Here is a 19,973-nt window from a genome sequence, read left to right as displayed (position 1 = left end):
TTATCAGTGGCCGGCCAGACGGTAAGCGCCGATACGGCCCTTCACGTCCTCGACGTAAACCACATCACCAACCACCAGCGGCTGGGCACGGATGGGCTTCTTGGACAGGCGCTCGCGACCGGCCAGCGCACCATCACCGCTCTGGAGCCAATGCACATAGCCTTCCAGGTCGCCAACCACCACGTAGTCGTTCTGCGCGGCCGGCGCGGTCAGCCAGCGATACTTGAGCTTGTCGTTCTTCCACATGTCGGAGCCGCCGCTCTTGTCGAAGCTCCACACCTGCGACTGGTCGTCCACGCCGTAAAGCGCATTGCCGTGCACGTCGATCGAGGTGAAGGTGGAGAAGGGGCGCGTCCACAACGGACGGCCACTGGGGCCATCCACCGCGACGAGGTTGCCATGATAAGCAGCGCCGTAAAGCGTGTTGCCGTCCAGCAGGATGCCGCCATCGGCGTCGCTGAGGCGATCGATTTCGGTACGGCCCTCACCGCTGGCGAGCGACTGCTCCCACAGCTTGTCGCCGTTGTCCAGGCGCAGCGCGACCAGCTTGCCGCTGTCGCTGCCGAAGAACACCACGCCGTTGGCACCGAGCATCGGGCCATTGCCGCGCAGGCTCAGAAGCGGCACGGTGCTCTGATCGTAAGCCCAGCGACGCTCGCCGGTGCTCGAATCAAACCCGTAGACGCGGCCATCGCCCGTGCGCACCACGACAAGATTGCCGACGATGATCGGTGCAGACAGCACTTCGGAATTAAGCGTGGCCGTCCAACGATCGCTGCCGTCCTTCGCATTCAGGCCATAGACATGACCATCGAGCGTGCCAACCACCAGCAGGTCACCGGAAGCGGCCGGGCCACCGGCGAAATAGGTGTCCTTGCGCTTCTTGTCGCCCCAACCAAACCAACCGTGCTGGCGCGAACTGGTGCTCCACAGGGTCTTGCCCGACTGGGCATCGAATGCGGCCAGGTGACCGTCGACACTGGCGGCGTAGAGCACGCCATCGGCATATGCCGGGCGCAGGCGCACACCGCTATCGCCAGCGCCCTTGCCGACGCTGTTACGCCACAGGCGGCTGACCTGGACGGTCGGCTTGAAACCCTTCTCCAGCGGGGTCGGCGGCTGGACGTTCTCTTTCTTGAACGAGTGGCAACCAGCAAGCGCCACCAGCGAGGTCAGCGCGATCAGCAATAAACGACGGTTCATGCACCCTGCTTTCCGGCCACGGCCAGATCATCGATTTTGTTCTGCAACAAGGCACCGCCCTGTGGCGCGTTGTCACCCATCGCCGCCTTGGCAGCTTCGTAGGCCTTGAGAGCCTCCTCGGGATGACCAAGCTTGACCTGCGCGTCGCCGCGTAGTTCCTGGCTGATGCTTTCGTAGCTCTTGGGCGGCATCTTGCCCAAGGTTGCCAGCGCATCGTCCGCCTTGCCCATCGCCAGCTGTACCTGCGCGGTGCGGTACTGCATCAGCGCCTTGAGTTCGGCGTCGGGAGCATATTTCTCGGCCTCTGCCAGCGACACCAGGGCTTTGTCCAATTGCTTGGCGGTGACCTGCCGCTGGGCACGTTCGCTGGCAGCAAAGCTGGCATAGGCCGTATCGGAATAATCCTTGAGCAGGGTGTCCGTGAGCGTTTCGGCCAGATCAGGCTTGCCGGTCAGCGCAGCCGTCTGGGCTTGCTGGTAAATCTCGGCCGCCTGCCCTTCATGGCCCTGGCGATGGCTCTTCCACTGTTGCCAGCCGAAGATGCCAACCAGGCCGATCGCTACACCGACGATGATCGAAAGGCCGTTCTGACGCAGCCACTTCTGTACGCGTTCGCTTTGTTCGTAATCGTCGTACGCTTCAAATGCCATGCTGAAAATTCACCGTTGAAGGGGCCCACGCAGGGTACGCGCCGACAGGCGGCGCCCATGAGGGGAAGGCCGGATCTCGTCCGGCCATGAGCCGACGAAAGGACAATGCCCAAGCATAACTTAACTTGCCCCCGGCCGCGTAGACCGGGGGAGGCTGGGCCAGTGACTCAGAGGCTGGCTGGAGCGGAAGTCGCGGCGGCCTTGCCGTCCTGTACATCCATGTGGAAATGCGCCACGTTGGCCCGTCGGAAGCTCTCCAGCGCCACCGGCTGGCCGTCGAGAGTGACCTGGGCGCCATTGGCGTTGCCGATAAGTACATCGAGCGGCTGGTCGCTCTGGTAGGTTTTGCTGGTGCCTGCGCGCAGCAAGCTGAACTCCAGGCGTGAACCGTCCTTGCGCGTGATATTCACCCAGCTGTCGTTGGGTACATTCAATACCAAGCTATGTGCTCCGGACCCGGTTACCTGTGGTGCGCTGATGACCGGCTTGGCTGCGTTATCGCCGCTACCCAGGTTGGGGAATGGCGCCATGGAAGCCAGCAAGGGCTGTTGGTCATCCTGGCGGGGAGACTGCACTTGCGGCACCGTAGAAGCCGGCGCCGACTCGGTGGCAGCCAGTGCCGCCGAACTACTGTCTGCGGGCAGATGGGCTGCCAGGGCACTGGTTGAGGATGCCGGAGCTAGCGGCTCCTGCTGCGCTACGGGCGAGGCATCGAGCGGCGCCAGATGACTGATGTCGCGATCGAACGCGCCGCGCATGCCCAGCCAGATGGCGGGCACGGCAATTACGCCGGTCAACACCACGTAGGTTGCGGCACGCAGGTAGTTTTCCAGCAGGTATCGCGAATGGGAAATGCCGCCGGTGGCCACCAGCGCAGGCTGCGCCTGGGTGGGCTTGAGGCGTTCAAGTTCAGCCTGGATCGTGGCCTCATCAACGCCGAGGAAGCGCCCGTACTTGGCCAGGTAGCTGGTCAGGTAGACCTGGTAATCGATGCCGCTGTAGTCGCCGCCTTCAAGCTGGCGCAGCACACGAATGGGCAGGCGCAAGGTCTGACCACAATGTTCCACGCTCAGGCCCCGCGCCTCACGAGCCGCGCGCAGGCGTGCGCCGAACTGGGACGTCGCGCCAGGCGACGAGGTTTCCATGGCCTGGGCGGAAGCATTGAACAGCTCAGTGCCGCGATCTTCGTTTTCGGCCGGTTGTGACTGTTTGGAGGTCATGGGCTAGCGGTGATATCGAGGGCACGCGCCTGTTCCGACTCCGGGAACTGGGACTGCAATCGCCGACGGTAATTGAGGGCGGCATCCTTGTCGCCCAGGCGGGTTTCGATGTCGAAGCCGAGCTTCAATGCCTGGGGGCTTGCTTGGCCCAGGGCATCGTAGCGCTGCATGAAGGCGCTGGCGCGGAACGCATCGTTACGCTGGTAAAGCATATTGGCGAGCTGATAAAGCGCCTCGCCATTGTTCGGATCAACGGTCAACGCCTTGCGGAAATCTTCCTCCGCGGCGGCGGGATCACCCGCCGTGATGTGGCAGGTACCGGCATTGATCCAGGCCACCGAGGGCGCCTGGTTGAACGGGTCGGCGACAGCCTTCTGGAAATACGGCAGCCCCTCGGCGGTACGCCCGGTACGACACAGGAACGCGCCAAGGTTGTTGTTCGGACCGCCGCGCGCCGGATCGATGCCTTGCGCCTTGCGGTAATGCAACTCGGCATTGGCCGTGTCATGGATGCGCTCGTAGGTCGCGGCGATCAACGTCTGTGCCGGCTCGTATTTTTCGTCGTACTTGAGTGCCTTGTTGAACTGCGTCAAGGCACCCTGTAGATCATTGGTTTGCAGATAGTGCTGACCCAGCTCGGTGAAGACACGTGCCGAATCCTGATTCTTGCTGCCCTTTGGCTCGCGCAGGCGACTCTCCGGCGTATCCGGACGTTCCGTGACACAACCGGCCATCATCAAGGCCAGTGCGGCCATCAGGGCAACACGCTCAAGCCGCATGGGCCGCTCCATCTTCAAGACGCTTGCGAAATTCCGATTGACGACGCGTGCGATCGAGAACCTGTCCCTTGAGCTGTCCGCAAGCGGCATCGATGTCGTCGCCACGCGTGCGACGCAGCATGGTGAGGATGCCGGCATTGAGAAGCTGCGTCTGGAACGCGCGAATCACGTCGGTATCGGACCGCTCGAAGCGCGTGCCGGGGAAAGGATTGAACGGGATCAGGTTGACCTTGCAGTTGGGCAGGCGGCGCATCAGCTTGATCAGCTGGCGGGCATGCTCGGGCTGGTCGTTGATGCCCTTCATCAAGGTGTATTCGAAGGTGATCGAGGTGCGCGGCTTACGTGCCAGCCAGCGCTGGCAGGAGGCCACCAGTTCGGCGATCGGGTAACGCTTGTTGAGCGGTACCAGTTCGGTGCGCAACTCGTCATTGGCCGCATGCAGCGACACTGCCAGCGAGACATCGATGGCCTCGGACAGCTTGTCGATCATCGGCACCATGCCGGCGGTCGACAGCGTCACGCGCTTGGACGCCAGGCCGAATCCGAAGTCATCGCGCATCAGGCTCATGGCCTTGACCACATTGTCGAAGTTGAGCAACGGTTCGCCCATGCCCATCATGACCACGTTGGTAATGCGACGGTTCTGGTGCGTGACGTTGCCCAGGTATTTGGCCGCGACCCACATCTGTCCGATGATCTCGGACGTGGCAAGGTTGCGATTGAAGCCCTGCGTGGCAGTGGAGCAGAACTGGCAGTTCAGGCCGCAGCCTACCTGCGAGGACACGCACAGCGTGCCGCGGGTCGGCTCCGGGATGTAGACCGCCTCGATGGCGTTGCCGCCATCCATGCCCAACAACCACTTGTGGGTACCATCGGCCGCGCCCTTGTCGAACAAGGTCTTGGGTGGGCCGATGTAGCACGACGCCTCGAGCTTGGCTCGAAGCGCCTTGCCTACGTCGGTCATGTTCTCGAAGTTGTCTTCCAGGCGGTGGTAGATCCACTTCATGACCTGGTCGGCGCGGTACGGCTTTTCGCCGATGTTGGCGAAAAAGTCACGTAAGCCCTGTCGATCGAAATCGAGCAGGTTGACCTTGTCGGTGGTGGTGGTTACTTCAGCCTGGCTCACAACACGACGACCTCAGCGCGAAAAGACTTCCGTCTCGGCGAAGAAATAAGCAATTTCGACCTTGGCCGTCTCGGCCGCGTCCGAACCGTGCACGGCATTGGCGTCGATCGAATCGGCGAAGTCGGCGCGGATGGTGCCCGGCGCTGCATCCTTCGGATTGGTCGCGCCCATCAGCTCGCGGTTCTTCAGGATGGCGTTGTCGCCTTCCAGCGCCTGGATCATCACCGGGCCGGAGATCATGAATTCGACCAGCGCATTGAAGAAGGGACGCTCACGATGCACGGCGTAGAAGCCTTCGGCCTCCTTGCGCGACAGATGCTTCATCTTGGCGGCTACGACCTTCAGGCCAGCCTTCTCGAAGCGGGCATAGATTTCGCCGATCACGTTCTTGGCAACAGCGTCGGGCTTGATAATGGAAAGGGTGCGCTCCAGCGCCATGTCGATCTGCTCCGGGGACAGGATGTCTAGGTTTTGTGTTGGGGCATTGCCGACCCCCCGGTCGGCAAATTTGACCAAATCCGTCATGAAATGAGGATTTAGCACGGGAAAGTCTGACAGATTCTAGCTATTTCGCAAGTTGAACACATCCGCCGTGCCAAGTACGTCATCCGCGTCTAAAACAAACGTTTGACGGAAGCGTTCGAGCGAGGTATTCTCAAACGATCGTTTGATACCTACTGCCCAGGCCCGAACGTGCAAACCTCACAGCAATCGACGAAAGAACGCATCCTCAGTGCCGCCGAAGTGTTGTTTGCCAGGCACGGATTCGAGGGCGCTTCGCTGCGCCAACTCACCGCTGCCGCCGGCGTCAATCTGGCAGCGGTCAACTATCACTTCGGCTCGAAGGACCGCCTGGTGGAGGAGGTTTTCCGCCGCCGCCTTGACGAGCTCAACAGTCGCCGCCTCAAGGCGCTGGCGCGTATTGCCGGCCAGCCGGAGACTACGCTGGACGATGTGCTCGCCGCGTTTATCAAGCCAGCCCTGGAACTGTCACATGACGGCAGCGGCACGCTGTTCATGCGCGTGCTGGCGCGAGCTTTTGCCGAGCATGACGACACCCTGCGCAAGTTCCTGTCGGATAATTACGGCCACGTGATGCGTCAGTTCACGGCCGAATTCGCACGCCTGCTACCGCACTTGAGCAAGGAAGAGCTCTACTGGCGCATCGACCTGGTCTCCGGCGCACTGACCCACGCCATGTCGGGCTTCGGCATGATCCAGCGCAAGAGCGATGTCACCGAGACGGTGCATCGCGAGCAGACGGCCGCGCATCTCATCCGCTTTTCCGCCGCGGGCCTCAGTCATCCCTGAGGATCCGCGCGCTTCATCAGCTTTACGTCAGCACCTTTCGTGTCCGTACTTCGTCGGAGATACCAATGACTGCAACACCTCTACGTATCCGCAAGGCCGCGGTACTCGGCGCCGGTGTCATGGGCGCGCAGATCGCCGCGCACCTGACCAACGCCGGTGTCGAAACTGTCCTGTTCGACCTCCCTGCCAAGGAAGGCCCCAAGAGTGGGATCGCGCTGAAGGCCATCGAGAACCTGAAGAAGCTGTCCCCTGCCCCGCTGGCCGAGAAGAACATCGCCGCCGCGATCATTCCGGCCAACTATGACGAGGACATGGACCATCTCAAGGACGTGGACCTGGTGATCGAGGCGATCGCCGAACGCATGGACTGGAAGCTGGATCTATACAAGAAGATCGCTTCACACCTTTCCAAGACCGCCATCATCGCCTCCAACACCTCGGGCCTGTCGATCAATGGCTTGGCTCAAGCGCTGCCCGAAGACATGCGCCATCGTTTCAGCGGCGTGCATTTCTTCAATCCGCCGCGCTACATGCACCTGGTGGAGCTGATCCCGACGCGCCTTACCGACAAGAACGTGCTCGACGGCCTGGAGGCCTTCTTGACCACGACCGTCGGCAAGGGCGTGGTGATTGCCAAGGACACGCCTAACTTCATCGGCAACCGCATCGGTGTGTTCTCGATGCTGTCGACGATGTACCACACCGAACAGTTCAAGCTCGGCTTCGACACCGTCGATGCACTGACCGGTCCGGCCGTGGGCCGTCCCAAGAGTGCCACGTACCGCACGGCGGACGTGGTGGGCCTGGACACCATGGCGCACGTGATCAAAACCATGGCCGATACGCTGGCCGACGATCCGTGGCACGAATACTTCAAGGCGCCCACATGGTTGCAGGCGTTGATCGACCAGGGCGCGCTGGGTCAGAAAACGGGTGCCGGCTTCTACCGCAAGGCCGGCAAGGACATCGTGGTGCTTGATGTGGCGAAGAAGGATTATCGCCCCTCCGAACAGAAAGCTTCCGACGAAGTGGCCGCGATCCTGGCCATCAAGGACCCGGCCGAGAAATTCGGCAAACTGCGTGCGTCCAGCGACGTGCAGGCGCAGTTCCTGTGGGCAACCTTCCGCGACCTGTTCCACTACACCGCCTATCACTTGGCCGACATCGCCGATACCGCGCGTGATGTCGATTTCGCCATCCGTTGGGGCTACGGCTGGAAGCTCGGCCCGTTCGAGACCTGGCAGGCCGCTGGCTGGCAGCAGGTAGCGCAGTGGATCGAGGAAGACATCGCCGCCGGCAAGACCATGAGCAAGGCGCCGCTGCCCAAGTGGGTCACCGATGGCCGCCAGGGCGTGCATGGCAAGAGCGGTTCGTTCTCGGCCGCTTCCAATAGCGACAAGCCGCGCTCGCAGCATCCGGTCTATCAGCGCCAATTGTTCCCCGATCCGATCCTGGGCGAGAAGTTCGACCAGGGCACGACCGTGTGGGAAAACGAGGGTGTTCGCCTGTGGACGCTGGGCGACGACAACGTCGGCATCATCTCGTTCAAGACCAAGATGAACACGGTCAACGATTTCGTGCTCGATGGTATCCAGCACGCCGTGGGTATTGCCGAGGAAAAGCTCAAGGCCGTGGTGATCTGGCAGACCGGCGAGCCGTTCTCGGCTGGCGCGGATCTCAAGGGTGCGCTGGGCCTGTTGCAGGCGGGCAAGATCGACGACTTCGACAAGATGGTCGCCAACTTCCAGCGCACCAGCATGCGCATCAAGCACTCGCTGGTACCGGTGGTGTCGGCCGTGCGCGGCCTGGCCCTGGGTGGCGGTTGCGAATTCCAGATGCACTCGGCCCGCACCGTGGCAGCCCTGGAAAGCTACATCGGCCTGGTCGAGGCGGGCGTGGGCCTGTTGCCTGCCGGCGGTGGCCTGCATGAACTGGCTGTGCGTGCAGCCCAGCAGAATCCGGGCGACCCGTTCGAAGCACTGAAGAAGGTGTTCGAGACGGTGGCCATGGCCAAGGTGGCCGGCAGCGCGCTGGAAGCCAAGCAGATGGGCCTGATGCGCGACAGCGATGTGGTGGTGTTCAACGCCTATGAGCTGTTGTATGTGGCCAAGAAAGTCGCGCAGTCGCTGGCTGAAGCGGGCTATCGTCCGCCGCTGCCGCAGCGCGCGATTCCGGTCGCGGGCGACGTCGGCACCGCCACGTTCAAGGCCTCGCTGGCCAACCTGCAAGCGGGCTACTTCGCCTCCGAGCATGACGTGGAGATCGCCTCGCGCATCGCCGATACGCTGTGTGGCGGCAATGTCGAACGCGGTTCGCAGGTAGACGAAGAATGGCTGCTCGAACTGGAGCGCAAGCACTTCGTGGAGCTGGCGCAGACGGAGAAGACGCAGGCCCGCATTGCCCACACGATGACTACCGGCAAACCCCTGAGGAACTAGTGAGCGCGCCAGTCGCGCGGAATGGGAAGTGAGAGAACAGCGCGCTTCGCGCCCCTCGCTTCCCGCTCTTTCCCCACTATCTCCTTCAACGATTCTTTGGAGCTTTCCATGAGCAAGCAAATCCAGGACGCCTACATCGTCGCCGCCACCCGTACACCGGTCGGCAAGGCGCCGCGCGGCGTGTTTCGCAACACCCGTCCCGACGACATGCTGGCCCACGTGATCCGCGCCGTGATGGCGCAGGCACCGGGCATCGATCCGCATGAGATCGGCGATGCCATCATCGGCTGCGCCATGCCGGAAGCCGAGCAAGGCATGAACGTGGCACGCATCGGCGTGCTTCTGGCCGGCCTGCCGGACACCGTACCGGGCGTGACGGTCAATCGTTTTTGCTCTTCCGGTGTGCAGGCCATCGCCATGGCTGCCGATCGCATTCGCCTGGGCGAGGCCGAACTGATGATCGCCGGCGGCACCGAGAGCATGAGCATGGTGCCGATGATGGGCCACAAGGTCGCCATGAATCCGGCGATCTTCCAGGACGAAAACATCGGCATCGCCTATGGCATGGGCATTACCGCCGAAAACGTGGCCAAGCAGTGGAAGGTCAGCCGCGAGGAACAGGATACGTTTTCTGCGCTCAGCCATGACAAGGCGCTGGCAGCGATCAAGGCGGGTGAATTCAAGGACGAAATCACCCCTTTCACCCTTGACGATCGTTACCCCGATCTCAAGACTCGCGGCATCAAGACTGATAGCCGCGTCATCGATACGGATGAAGGCCCACGTCCGGGCAGCACGGTTGAAGTACTTGGCAAGCTCAAGCCGGTGTTCCGCAACGGTCAGTTCGGCGGTTCGGTGACGGCGGGCAACTCTTCGCAGACCTCCGACGGCGCCGGTGCGCTGCTGCTGGCCAGCGAAGCGGCGATCAAGAAGTACAACCTGCAACCGCTGGCTCGCTTCGTCAGCTATGCCGTGGCCGGAGTGAAGCCTGACATCATGGGTATCGGTCCGAAGGAAGCCATCCCGAAGGTGCTCAAGCAGGCCGGCCTGACGCAGGACCAGATCGACTGGATTGAACTCAACGAAGCCTTTGCCGCGCAGTCGCTGGCCGTGATCAAGGACCTGGGCCTGGATGCCTCCAAGGTCAATCCGCTGGGCGGCGCCATCGCGCTGGGTCACCCGCTGGGCGCGACCGGCGCGATCCGTGCCGCCACCTTGGTGCATGGCATGCGTCGCCATAAGAAAAAGTACGGCATGGTCACCATGTGCATCGGTACCGGCATGGGTGCGGCAGGCATCTTCGAAGCGGTCTAAACGATCGATCCGCAGGCAAGCAGAACGGCGGCGCTACGGCGCCGCCTTTTTTTCAGCGACGCAAGACACTGGCGGCCTGACGCATGGCCCGGACGTGTTGGTCCAGTCGCGACACCATCGCGTGGTTGATATCGATGCCAATGTCGAGGGCATCGTGCAAAGCGTTCTCGACCTCATAGGCATCGGCAAGCGACTCGCGTTCGAAGATGAGGATCAGACCGCCAAGCACGTGATGCAGCCACTCGGCCATCGCCTGCGGATCGGCGGCCGCGAGCAGGGTCGGCAGCTCTGCCATCTTGCGCTCCGTCTCGGCAATGCAAGTATCAAGCAAAGATAGCATCGCCTTGTCCGTGCCCATCAATCTGCGCAGCCGGCCGCTATCAACGACGACATCGGCCTTGGGTTCGCCAGCATCCTGTGCGTTTCTTCCCAACATATGCTCCAGGTCAGGCAAGCGCACGGGCTTGGCCAGGAAGTGGTCCATGCCCGACTGTTTGCAACGCGTGACGGTGTCGGGATAGGCATCGGCGGTGACCGCAATCACACGCATGGCAACCGCTTCGGGCAACGCACGAATGTGTCGCACCAGTTCAAAGCCGTCCATGCCGGGCATATGGCAGTCGGTGAACACGATGTCGAAGGAGCGCTCGGCAAGGATATCCAGCGCTTGAGGACCGCTCGACGCCTCGCGGCAGTCCATGCCCAGCATGGCCAGTTGCATGCATAGCAATTGGCGGTTGGCCGGATGGTCGTCCACGACGAGCACCCTGCCCGTCGGCGCAGGCACGGGTGCGTCAAAAGGCAACGCAGGGACGCCGCTGGCCGATGTAGCGATACACGGCGGGCAGACCGTGGAAGTGGCATCCGTTGGAGGCAACTTCATGGGCAGGATCACACGCACGCTGGTGCCATGAGCCAGCTTGCTCTCCAGTGAGATGTGGCCTCCCATCAATTGGGCCAGGTGCCGACAGATCGTCAGACCCAAGCCACTACCGCCAAAATATCGAGTGGTGGAAGGGTCGCCCTGCACGAATGGTTCAAAAATCTGCTCCTGTACACAGGTTGCGATGCCTATTCCGGTGTCTTTCACGCAATAACTCAACCATTGCGCCGACGGTTCGTGCCGAAGCACATCGACATCGAGACTGACGGTGCCCGCCTGGGTGAACTTGACTGCATTACTCAACAGATTCAGCAGGATCTGCCGCAACCGGCCGTCGTCGCCGACAACGCTGGAAGGAACGTCATCGCTTACCCGGATTTGCAGCGACAAGCCTTTGGCCTGTGACGAGGACGCCATGATGGCCGCTACCGCGTCGACCAGTCGTCGGACGTCCATGGGTGTTTCGGCGACCACCAACTCACCCGATTCGACCCTTGAAAAGTCGAGGATATCGTTGACGATGCGCAGCAACGATTCGGCTGAATCGCTCATCACGCTGACCATCTGCCGTTGCTGTGAGGTCAGCGTTGTCTGGGCCAGCACATCGAGCATACCGATAACCCCGTTCATGGGGGTGCGGATTTCATGGCTCATGCTCGCCAGGAATTGCGATTTTGCCTGGGTAGCTTGCTCGGCCGCGTCACGCGCATGTGCCAAGGCTTGTGCCTGTTCATGCTCCAGGGTGACATCGCTCCAGAAGCCGCTCCAGTAAATGCAGCCGTCCTCCCCCTTGCGTGGCCGGGCCTGCGAATGGATGAAGCGAATGCGCCCGGCAACATTGGCTCGCAGTTCCACTCGCAAAGGCGTCATTTCGCGTGCCGATTCGTGCAACGCATCGAGCAACATGGCGCGATCCTCTGCGTGCACGGTGTTCAACACGACCGACTTGTCCGCGAGGATCTCTTCCGTGTTCAATCCCATCAAAGGCGCAGGATCGCCACCGACGAAAATGAAACGGCGCGTGCCATCGGGCCACATTTTCAGTTTGTAGACCACCGCTGGCAGGTTGGCAGCAACATCGGCAAGCATTCTCTCCGATAGTTGGCGCAGACGCATTTCCCGTCGAAGCTTCAAGTACGCGTACGTCAATGCCAGCATTGCCACGGCGCCCGCCAGCAGCAAGGGCAACAGTTGCAGCAAAAGCGTGCCCAGGCTGGTGCCAAAGCTGTAACGCGATGAAAACCATGCATTACGAATGGCCGCATGTTCGCGTGGCGTTATCGCGGTTATGGCGCGATCGAGCAACGGTCGCAAGGGCTCCAGACCGGGGCGCACGCCCACGGCCAGCGGCTCGTCAACACCAGTAGGCGCCACCACGCGCAGGACACCAAAATAATGGCGACTCAGCAGATCATCCACCGATGCCAGGTTACCCAGCATGGCGTCACCCTCTCCCGCAGCCAGGCGCTTCATGGCCACTTCGACGGAAGACACCGGTAATAAGCGGTAATCAAGCAACCGCGTCAGCGCACTGGCATCGGCGGACCGCTGGGGATTGGCGAGAATCGTCCTGCCTAGCAGGTCATCCAATCCGGCGGTGGACGGATGACGCTCGCGCAAGACGATCATCAAGGGAAAGCTGACGTAGGGCTGGGAAGATTTCATGTATCGATCGGCGATACCACCGGGCACCATCGTGCCTAGCAGATCCACGCGCCGTTCACGGATCAAGCCCATGGTTTCGTTCCAGTCCTGCGCTGGAACGAAATTGAGACGCAGACCGAGTCGATCAGCGATCTCATGCAGATAATCGATCGCCAGACCTTGGACATGCCCGCTTGCATCGACCACAGTGAACGGGCGGAAGCTTTTGTCCACCGCGACGTTGAGCGTTGGCAACGAACGTAGATAAGCCCGTTCGGCGGACGTCAGCGGCAAGGGCTCAGTTGGCGATGCCGGTACAGGCTCCCGGGCATTGCCCGGCGTGAGGTCGAATAAACCCAGCCAAAGGCAAAACACGGCGATATAGCGTCGTTTCACGCTTGGTCCTCCGTCCTTGACACGCCCGGTCAGGGCATGGCGATTGCGTCCTTCAGGCCGGCATCCCCCGGCCATCGTGCGATACCAGCGGTGCCGTCCTTGCACGGCACTACCACGATCACAGACCTTATCATGCGCGAACGCGTCCCTCTGTGTGCTGAAGATCCCATGTCGACCATGCAAGCCATCGATATCGCCCAGCCGGGCCCCCCGGAAAACCTGCGCCAGGTCACGCTCGCGCGCCCGTCGCCTGGGCCAGGCGAGGTCTTGATCGAGGTAAGGGCATCGGGCGTCAATCGCCCGGACATCTTCCAGCGCCAGGGCGCCTACCCGCCGCCTCCCGGGACCTCGTCGCTACCGGGCCTGGAGGTGGCCGGCAGATTGGTCGAGGGCGACCTGGGCGGCGACAACCCCTTTGGGTTGCGCATCGGCGACGAAGTGTGTGCCCTGCTTGCCGGTGGCGGCTATGCCAGCTATGCCACCGCTCCCCTGCTGCAATGTTTGCCGGTACCGCGTGGGTTGAGCCTGGAACAGGCCGCGTCGCTACCGGAAAACTATTTCACCGTATGGAGCAACGTCTTTGACCGAGGGCGCCTGGGGCAAGGCGAAGGTGGTGCGCAGGAGAGCCTGTTGGTGCAGGGAGGCTCCAGCGGCATCGGCATGGCCGCGATCCAGTTGGCGCACGCGTTCGGTCATCGCGTCTTCGCCACAGCCGGCAGCGATGCCAAGTGCGAGGCCTGCCGATCAGCGGGCGCCCAGGTAGCGATCAACTACAAGACTGCCGATTTCGTGGAAGTCATCCGCGAGCACACCGACGGGCGCGGCGTCGATGTGGTCCTGGACATGGTAGCCGGCGACTATGTGTCGCGTGAACTTGAATGCCTGGCCGAGGACGGTCGACTGGTGGTCATCGCCACCTTGGGAGGCCATAAAGCCACACTGGACATGGGCAAGCTGATGCGACGCCGTATCACTGTCACGGGCTCCACCCTGCGGCCGCGCCCGGTTGCGTTCAAGGCGGCGATTGCACGCGCCTTGCACGACAAGGTATGGCCCTTGATCGAAGCCGGCCAGGTACGCCCGGTCATCGACAAGGTGTTTCCTGCTGCCGATGCCGCCAAGGCGCATGCGCTGATGGAAAGCAGTTCGCACATCGGCAAGATCATGCTGCGCTGGTGACGACTGCGCCACGTCATCGAGATGGAAATACCTGCTATACGCAGCCGGGTCGATCGATGATGCACTGTTGACAAAATCGCCGGTCAAGGTGCGCCGGCTCATGGCCGTAAGCTCGGCGGAAAGAGCCTGGGATAACGGCTCGTACAGGCGCGCCAGTGCCCGGCTCCCTCTTATGCCGAACCCTCACGCCATGCGCGCTCCATTGGGCACCGGGCGCTCGACCGTGGTCACGACCACGCCTTCGTCGGTGTGAAACCCGGTCAGCAGGAACTGTGAACGAAACGGCCCGATCTGCTTTTCCGGGAAATTGAGTATGCCCACGATCTGCCTGCCGATCAGGTGCTGCGGTTGATACAGGTGTGCAATCTGCGCGCTGGTTTTCTTTTCGCCATAGGGCCCAAAATCCACCCATACTTTCCAGGCTGGTCGACGCGCCTCGGGGAACGGCTCCACGCGCACCACGGTGCCGGCAACGATCAGGACTTTCTGGAAGTCATCCCAACCGATGGCGTGAACATCTTCAACTACTAGGTCATTCATCCTTCCAACCTCGTCTTGAACCAATCCTTGCCCTGCTGCCACCAGTAGCTGGCTTGCGCGGCGAGGTAACCGATCGGGCGATGCGCATGGTCCAGGCCATAACTGGCAAACGGTTTCCACGCATCGCTACCCTGCGCGATGGCCGAGGCAAGCAGTTCGCCAGCCGCGCATGTGGGAGCTAGACCATGCCCACCGAATGCCTGCGCCCACCACAGTCCGTCGCCACGTGTACCAATCTGCGGCATCTGATGTCGCGCATAGCTCATCAGGCCCGACCATGCGTGTTCGACGCGCACGCCCTTGAGCGACGGAAATACACGCAACATGTCGTTCATCAGAAGACGTTGGACGGCGCGCGCCGAGCGATCACGCACCGAAATGCGCCCACCCCAGAGTAGACGCGTGTCATTGAGCGGCCGGTAATAGTCAAAAGCAAAACGGGTGTCGTAGATCGCAGCGCGACTGCGCAGCAGATCAAACAGGCGATCGCCCAGGGGCTCGGTCACCATCACATATGTGGCAATCGGCAGGATGGCCCGATCGATCTGGCGCTGCAAGCCACCGAGGTAACCGCCGCAAGCCATGACCACCTGCTCGGCAAGTATTTCGCCGTGCGCCGTGCTGACACGCCACGCATGGCCTTCGCGGCGCACACGCCAGGCATCGGTATTTTCATGAATCGCCACACCTTGCCCGCTCGCCGCCCCAGCCAGGCCGATGGCAAAATTCAAAGGGTGCAGATGCAACGCATTGCGCTCGTAAAGACCGTCGAAATAACGCTCGCTGCGTATCAACTCGCGTAGTTGCGATCGCGGCACCCATTCCCAGTCCACGCCGTAATGCTCGGCCAGCAATTGTTGGCGTTGCCGCAATACGTTGGGGTCGCGAAACCAGTTCGCCCATAGCACACCGTCGTCCACCACATCGCAACGGATGGCATAGCGCGTGGTCAACTGACGTATGCGCTCGACAGCATCGGTGGTGCGAGCGAACATCGCTCGTGCCGTTTCGCCGCCCTGGGCATCGAGCAGCGCCTGTTCGCCCAGCGAATATCCGGCAAACACAAAACCACCGTTACGTCCGGATGCACCAAACCCGATCTGCTCGCGCTCCAGCAACACGACATCGCGCACACCGCGTTCGGCTAGGCTCAGCGCCGCATGCAAACCGGCAAACCCGCCGCCCACAATCACGACGCGGGCCTCCCGCCGTTCCCGCAACGGCGCGAACGCTTCGTAGGCGTTCGCGGTGGAGCGGTAGTAGGACGGGGCGGGAGTGTGGGCCATCGCTCAAGTAGACGGTCGATTGCGTCGCGTGTAAAGGGGACTCCATGCAGGAGCAGTTTCAGGGAACCTCTAAAAACCGATCCTATCCGTCGTCCCGGCGCAGGCCGTGACCCAGTGACTTGACTCCGATGGAGCTGAAGTCGGCAGATTCCGACCTTCGCCGGAATGGCGACTTCGATGAAAGTTTTTTTGGAGGTTCCCCTCGGTCACGATACAAGTTGCGGCTTGGAGGTTAAACGGCCCAATCTGCGACTGCATCGCAGATTGCTTCGCGACTGAAGTCGCTCCTTCACATCGCCTGGGACGTCATCCGATCCGGCAAGCCGTTTGATCCCAATATCGCTCTTGCTTAGATCGGCGCGAGACGGTATCTACGGGGCGAGGCACGTTGCAATACTGGATTCACGCGACTTCACTCCACCAAGCTTACGCCAAGCGCACGCTGGTCGCTCATGCCGCGATCATCCACCACACGCACGTTGTAGTTGCCGGCGCCGGTGGCGTTCCAGAACAACAGTTCGCCTGGAGCGCTGTGGCCAATGTAGGCGTCGTTGACGAACCAGTACAACTGACGCACGGCGGCATCGGCATTGGCACTGAAACTGATCGGGTCCTTGCCCTGGTTCTTCAGGCGCATGGTGTAGATGCTGCCACGCAAGGGCGAGGTAATTTTCGGCGGCTCGCCCTCGGCAACACCACCCTCGACGCAGGCATCGTTCTGCGGGGGCTTGCGGCGGGGGATGCCGGCCTGTACGAAAACACGTTGAAGTTCGGAAGGCCAGAACTCGTAGACTTCGATGTGCGTGCGCTTGCCGGCATAGGGCGGACACGCCGGCTTGCCAGTGTCGTCGTCGATGACCACCGGGCGATGTACCTGGCTCACGCGAATGGGCGATTTGCCGGGTATGAACCATGTCCAGCCTTTTTGTGGGCACCACTGATTGGGCAGGTCGCCGCTGGCCAGGCAAATCTGCTCGCGCTTGAGGTTGGCTGGCATGCGATGGATCGGTTCGCTCAAACCCGGCCACTGTGCATGCATGGCGTCGACGATCTGGAAGAACAGAGGTGCGGCCGCCTCCACGCCCACGAACGCAGGATTACCACTGCCATCGAAATTGCCGACCCACACGATCAGAACGTAAGGGCCGAAACTGCCTGACGTCCACGCATCGCGAAACCCCCACGACGTGCCGGTCTTCCAATAAATGGGCAGGCGCGATGGATTGGCGCCCGTCGCTTCGTCCGGGCGCGGGTTCTGGCGTAGCATATCCATCACCATGAAGCTCGCCTCCTCGCTCAGCAGGCGCGTGCCGTCCGAGCGAGGCTCGGCGGCCAGCCAGCGCAGAGGGCGCAACTGACCGCGATTGACCAACATGGCGTAGAGCGAAGCTTCTTCCTGCATGGTCACCTCGCCGCCTCCCAACACCAGTGCCAGGCCATAGTGCTTCTCGCTGGCCAGGCGACTGATACCAGCACTCTTGAGGAAATCGTAGAGACTGGGTTTATTCAACTGGGAGGCTACCCAAACGGCCGGGATGTTGCGGCTGCGAATCAGTGCATCGGTCGCGGTGATGGGCCCAAGGAAATGACCGTCGAAATTTTCTGGTGTGTAGGGTCCGAACGAGGTGGGCACGTCGCGTAGCACCGTCTGCGGGTGCAGCACGCCCTGATCGAATCCCAGGGCGTAGATGAAAGGCTTCAGGGTCGAGCCTGGCGAACGCTTTGCCAGTGTGCCATTGACCTGTCCCTGGATCGACGAATCTCCGTAACCGGCCGAGCCGACCAGTGCCTTGACGCTCATGTCGCGTGTATCGACCAGGATTGCCGCGGCGTTGCGCACGCCAGTCGCGTTGCCGCGCTGGACGAATCCGGCGACCTGCCGCTCCAGCGTATGTTGCATGTCGAGGTCGAGCGTGGTCATGACCCGACTGTCTACGGACGTACCCAATACCTTGCGGGTTACCAGGATCTGCTCGACCGCATGCGGCGCTTCGAACGGCAATTGCGAAAGCGGACGCAAGTTGAGCGGCAGTTCGAACAAAGGCCTGAGCGCCGCATCCTTTGGGTGCTCATGCACCCAGCGCGCGTACAGGCGATTGCGTGATTGGGCCAGGTACTTACTGATTACCCCGATCGGTGCATCGCTGTCGAGGCTGGGTGCACGCAGTCGGCGGCTGGGGTCCTGGGGAATCACAGCAAGCGTGAGTGCCTCGGGAAGATTCAACGCCGCAGGTGACTTGTCGAAATACGCCAGGCTCGCCGCGCCGGCTCCTTCGACGTTGCGTCCATAAGGCGCATCGTTGAGGTAAGCCTCCAGGATCTGGTCTTTCGAATAAAACAACTCCAACCGTACGGCGAGCGCTACCTGTTTGAGCTTGCCCCAGGGCGAACGCGTATTGAGCCGGTACAACAGACGGGCCAACTGCATGGTGATGGTCGATCCACCTTGCGGATTGCCGTGGCGCACGTAAGTTACCCAGGCACCGCGCACGAGGCCGTAGGCATTGAAGCCAGGATGCCAGCGAAACCAGCGATCCTCGTGCAATTGCACCGCCTCGACCAGGGCTGGCGACATATCTTTCAGCGGCACCCACAGACGGTAACGATCGTCGTCGGCCAGGGTCAGTCGCAGCAGGCGGCCATGATCATCGTAGACGGCTGTCGAGGACGGCAGAGCATCTCGCAAGGGCGAATGTGGCCACAGACGGATACCCACCAACACGCACAATACCAGCGCCGCGCCCACCAGCCAGTTCTGCCAGCGCCTGATCCAGCCGACGAGGTGCTGGGCGATAAGGGACAACCACCGGCTCATGCGTATTCGACGCCGCCGCTCCGTTACCGGAGCGGCGGCACTGCCTCATTTCAAGGTTTGCGCACGACGGTAATCGTCGCGCCGCCCGGCGCACGGGCCTGAATCTTGCGGTCGTAGAGCGATTCACCGAATGCCGGCGGCACGATGAACTTGCCGGCATTGGTTGCCTTGATGCGATAGACGAACTCACCTACTTCCGGCGTTGCCGTGCCATAGAGCACGACGCGATCCTCGCGCACATCGGCGTATTGGAGGTGCCAGCTCGGCTGACCGACGCCGATCGGTGAACGCCACGCGCTGGCATCGACCTTGCTGTCGCCCCCCTGATCGCTGTCGCTATCGCTGCTGTCGCCAGCGGCCTGCGGGTCGGTCACCGGCGGTGGCGGCTGAATCACCGGATCAAAGCCGCCGGGCAGGAGATCGACGATCGCCAGGTTGTCCACATACCGGCTGGTGGTCGAGCGCACCTTCACATGCACGTCGATCTCGTCGCCAATGGTGACCTTGTCGATCGGCTTGCCGTTGGTGTCGGTGTAATCACGGGTGATTTCCACACCATCGCGCTGCGCCTTGCTCGGGGTATCGCGGTCATAGCCAGACTGGCTCACTACATACCATGCCGGCAGCGTGCTGCCATTGGTCAGGCGCAAGCGCGCGGTGGCAGGCGTCCAGGTACCCGATTGCAGCATGCCATCGACCTTGCCGATGGACGCGACGCTGCCATCGGCCTTGACCGCACCGATCGTCAACAGGTTTACGTCACCCGGTGCCTGGGTTGCATAGGCATCGAGGGCCAGGATGGTCATGGACGACGAATAGGTATTGAACCGTCCCTGCTGGAGCGGGCGCACGATATTCTCAAGGGCCTGCGGCGGCAACGACTTGAGCTGATCGGGGAAATGCTTGGCCACCAGGTACAGCGTGACCGCATCGCGCGTGAGTGGATCGTAGTAGTAGTGATAGCTCCAGGGTTCGCGATCACCCGACTCGGACAACAGCTTGAGCGGACCGGCAAGCATTTGCCCTGCCAGCTTGTCCTGCTTGAGCAGCTTGTACGAGGCAGCAATCCAGGCCGCGGTCAGGTCGTTCTTCCAGTCCTTCGATTGCGTTTCACCCAACCGTTTCTGCAACGAAGCCAAGTCATTAGTAGTGACGTTACCCTGGCGCGTCAACAGATAGATGGCATAGG

Annotated in this window: 14 protein-coding genes and 1 pseudogene; 4 read left to right on the top strand and 11 right to left on the bottom strand. The window is 61.7% G+C overall.

The genetic code is table 11. The features are described 5' to 3' along the window. Positions 1 to 3 precede the first annotated feature (3 nt). From bamB to ndk, 6 genes are all read right to left on the bottom strand, one after another. Positions 4 to 1,203, bottom strand: a complete 1,200-nt coding sequence (gene bamB / locus VF436_RS07480) for an outer membrane protein assembly factor BamB (RefSeq protein WP_330903380.1) — start codon at positions 1,201 to 1,203, stop codon at positions 4 to 6. Further along, positions 1,200 to 1,853: a YfgM family protein gene (locus tag VF436_RS07475; RefSeq protein ID WP_330903379.1), complete on the bottom strand. Its 654-nt coding sequence runs from the start codon at positions 1,851 to 1,853 to the stop codon at positions 1,200 to 1,202. The genes bamB and VF436_RS07475 overlap by 4 nt, the downstream gene beginning before the upstream one ends. Before the next feature lie 167 nt (positions 1,854 to 2,020). Further along, complete coding sequence (locus VF436_RS07470) at positions 2,021 to 3,073, bottom strand: RodZ domain-containing protein (protein WP_330903378.1); 1,053 nt, start codon at positions 3,071 to 3,073, stop codon at positions 2,021 to 2,023. Further along, the gene (pilW, locus tag VF436_RS07465) at positions 3,070 to 3,852 is read right to left on the bottom strand and encodes a type IV pilus biogenesis/stability protein PilW (protein WP_330903377.1); all 783 of its coding nucleotides are present in this window, start codon (positions 3,850 to 3,852) and stop codon (positions 3,070 to 3,072) included. Before pilW ends, VF436_RS07470 begins: the two co-directional genes overlap by 4 nt. Next, a complete protein-coding gene (rlmN, locus tag VF436_RS07460) occupies positions 3,842 to 4,978 on the bottom strand; it encodes a 23S rRNA (adenine(2503)-C(2))-methyltransferase RlmN (RefSeq protein ID WP_330903376.1) in 1,137 nt (378 codons plus the stop codon). Before rlmN ends, pilW begins: the two co-directional genes overlap by 11 nt. A gap of 12 nt (positions 4,979 to 4,990) precedes the next feature. After that, positions 4,991 to 5,416, bottom strand: coding sequence for a nucleoside-diphosphate kinase (gene ndk / locus VF436_RS07455; protein WP_330903429.1), 426 nt, complete (start codon positions 5,414 to 5,416; stop codon positions 4,991 to 4,993). A gap of 255 nt (positions 5,417 to 5,671) precedes the next feature. On the opposite strand from ndk, the gene VF436_RS07450 reads away from it, so the two are divergent. The 3 genes from VF436_RS07450 to VF436_RS07440 all read left to right on the top strand — a co-directional run bounded on the left by VF436_RS07450 (position 5,672) and on the right by VF436_RS07440 (position 10,041). Further along, positions 5,672 to 6,289 (top strand): TetR/AcrR family transcriptional regulator, encoded by a 618-nt coding sequence (locus tag VF436_RS07450; RefSeq protein WP_330903375.1) that lies wholly within the window; start codon positions 5,672 to 5,674, stop codon positions 6,287 to 6,289. Between the two features lie 65 nt (positions 6,290 to 6,354). Further along, the gene (locus tag VF436_RS07445) at positions 6,355 to 8,727 is read left to right on the top strand and encodes a 3-hydroxyacyl-CoA dehydrogenase/enoyl-CoA hydratase family protein (RefSeq protein WP_330903374.1); all 2,373 of its coding nucleotides are present in this window, start codon (positions 6,355 to 6,357) and stop codon (positions 8,725 to 8,727) included. Positions 8,728 to 8,835: 108 nt separating this feature from the next. Continuing rightward, positions 8,836 to 10,041, top strand: a complete 1,206-nt coding sequence (locus VF436_RS07440; protein WP_330903373.1) for an acetyl-CoA C-acyltransferase — start codon at positions 8,836 to 8,838, stop codon at positions 10,039 to 10,041. A 52-nt stretch (positions 10,042 to 10,093) separates the two neighbouring features. Here VF436_RS07440 and VF436_RS07435 read toward each other — a convergent pair whose 3' ends face one another. Next, positions 10,094 to 12,964: a response regulator gene (locus VF436_RS07435; RefSeq protein WP_330903372.1), complete on the bottom strand. Its 2,871-nt coding sequence runs from the start codon at positions 12,962 to 12,964 to the stop codon at positions 10,094 to 10,096. Between the two features lie 168 nt (positions 12,965 to 13,132). Between VF436_RS07435 and VF436_RS07430 the strand changes: the two genes are divergently transcribed. Beyond that, a complete protein-coding gene (locus tag VF436_RS07430) occupies positions 13,133 to 14,143 on the top strand; it encodes an NAD(P)H-quinone oxidoreductase (RefSeq protein WP_330903371.1) in 1,011 nt (336 codons plus the stop codon). Between the two features lie 183 nt (positions 14,144 to 14,326). On the opposite strand, the gene VF436_RS07425 is transcribed toward VF436_RS07430, so the two are convergent. The 4 genes and pseudogenes from VF436_RS07425 to VF436_RS07410 all read right to left on the bottom strand — a co-directional run. Further along, on the bottom strand, positions 14,327 to 14,683 hold the full coding sequence (locus VF436_RS07425) for a tRNA-binding protein (RefSeq protein ID WP_330903370.1): 357 nt from the start codon (positions 14,681 to 14,683) through the stop codon (positions 14,327 to 14,329). Next, positions 14,680 to 15,969 (bottom strand): FAD-binding oxidoreductase, encoded by a 1,290-nt coding sequence (locus VF436_RS07420; protein WP_330903369.1) that lies wholly within the window; start codon positions 15,967 to 15,969, stop codon positions 14,680 to 14,682. The genes VF436_RS07425 and VF436_RS07420 overlap by 4 nt, the downstream gene beginning before the upstream one ends. A gap of 412 nt (positions 15,970 to 16,381) precedes the next feature. Then, complete coding sequence (gene pbpC, locus VF436_RS07415) at positions 16,382 to 18,784, bottom strand: penicillin-binding protein 1C (RefSeq protein WP_330903368.1); 2,403 nt, start codon at positions 18,782 to 18,784, stop codon at positions 16,382 to 16,384. A 50-nt stretch (positions 18,785 to 18,834) separates the two neighbouring features. Beyond that, positions 18,835 to 19,973, bottom strand: a pseudogene (locus VF436_RS07410) (alpha-2-macroglobulin family protein); the annotation flags it as partial.

It is taken from the genome of Dyella sp. (assembly GCF_036384435.1).
Classification (GTDB): domain Bacteria; phylum Pseudomonadota; class Gammaproteobacteria; order Xanthomonadales; family Rhodanobacteraceae; genus GSA-30.
Note: the sequence above shows the minus strand (reverse complement) of the source record. Positions and strands in the feature narration are given on the sequence as shown.

What these genes read in the sequence shown, in the direction of transcription:
- bamB (WP_330903380.1), bottom strand. Translation starts at nt 1,203, where the DNA reads ATGAACCGTCGTTTATTGCTGATCGCGCTGACCTCGCTGGTGGCGCTT.
- VF436_RS07475 (WP_330903379.1), bottom strand. Translation starts at nt 1,853, where the DNA reads ATGGCATTTGAAGCGTACGACGATTACGAACAAAGCGAACGCGTACAG.
- VF436_RS07470 (WP_330903378.1), bottom strand. Translation starts at nt 3,073, where the DNA reads ATGACCTCCAAACAGTCACAACCGGCCGAAAACGAAGATCGCGGCACT.
- pilW (WP_330903377.1), bottom strand. Translation starts at nt 3,852, where the DNA reads ATGCGGCTTGAGCGTGTTGCCCTGATGGCCGCACTGGCCTTGATGATG.
- ndk (WP_330903429.1), bottom strand. Translation starts at nt 5,416, where the DNA reads ATGGCGCTGGAGCGCACCCTTTCCATTATCAAGCCCGACGCTGTTGCC.
- VF436_RS07445 (WP_330903374.1), top strand. Translation starts at nt 6,355, where the DNA reads ATGACTGCAACACCTCTACGTATCCGCAAGGCCGCGGTACTCGGCGCC.
- VF436_RS07440 (WP_330903373.1), top strand. Translation starts at nt 8,836, where the DNA reads ATGAGCAAGCAAATCCAGGACGCCTACATCGTCGCCGCCACCCGTACA.
- VF436_RS07430 (WP_330903371.1), top strand. Translation starts at nt 13,133, where the DNA reads ATGTCGACCATGCAAGCCATCGATATCGCCCAGCCGGGCCCCCCGGAA.
- VF436_RS07425 (WP_330903370.1), bottom strand. Translation starts at nt 14,683, where the DNA reads ATGAATGACCTAGTAGTTGAAGATGTTCACGCCATCGGTTGGGATGAC.
- VF436_RS07420 (WP_330903369.1), bottom strand. Translation starts at nt 15,969, where the DNA reads ATGGCCCACACTCCCGCCCCGTCCTACTACCGCTCCACCGCGAACGCC.
- pbpC (WP_330903368.1), bottom strand. Translation starts at nt 18,784, where the DNA reads ATGAGCCGGTGGTTGTCCCTTATCGCCCAGCACCTCGTCGGCTGGATC.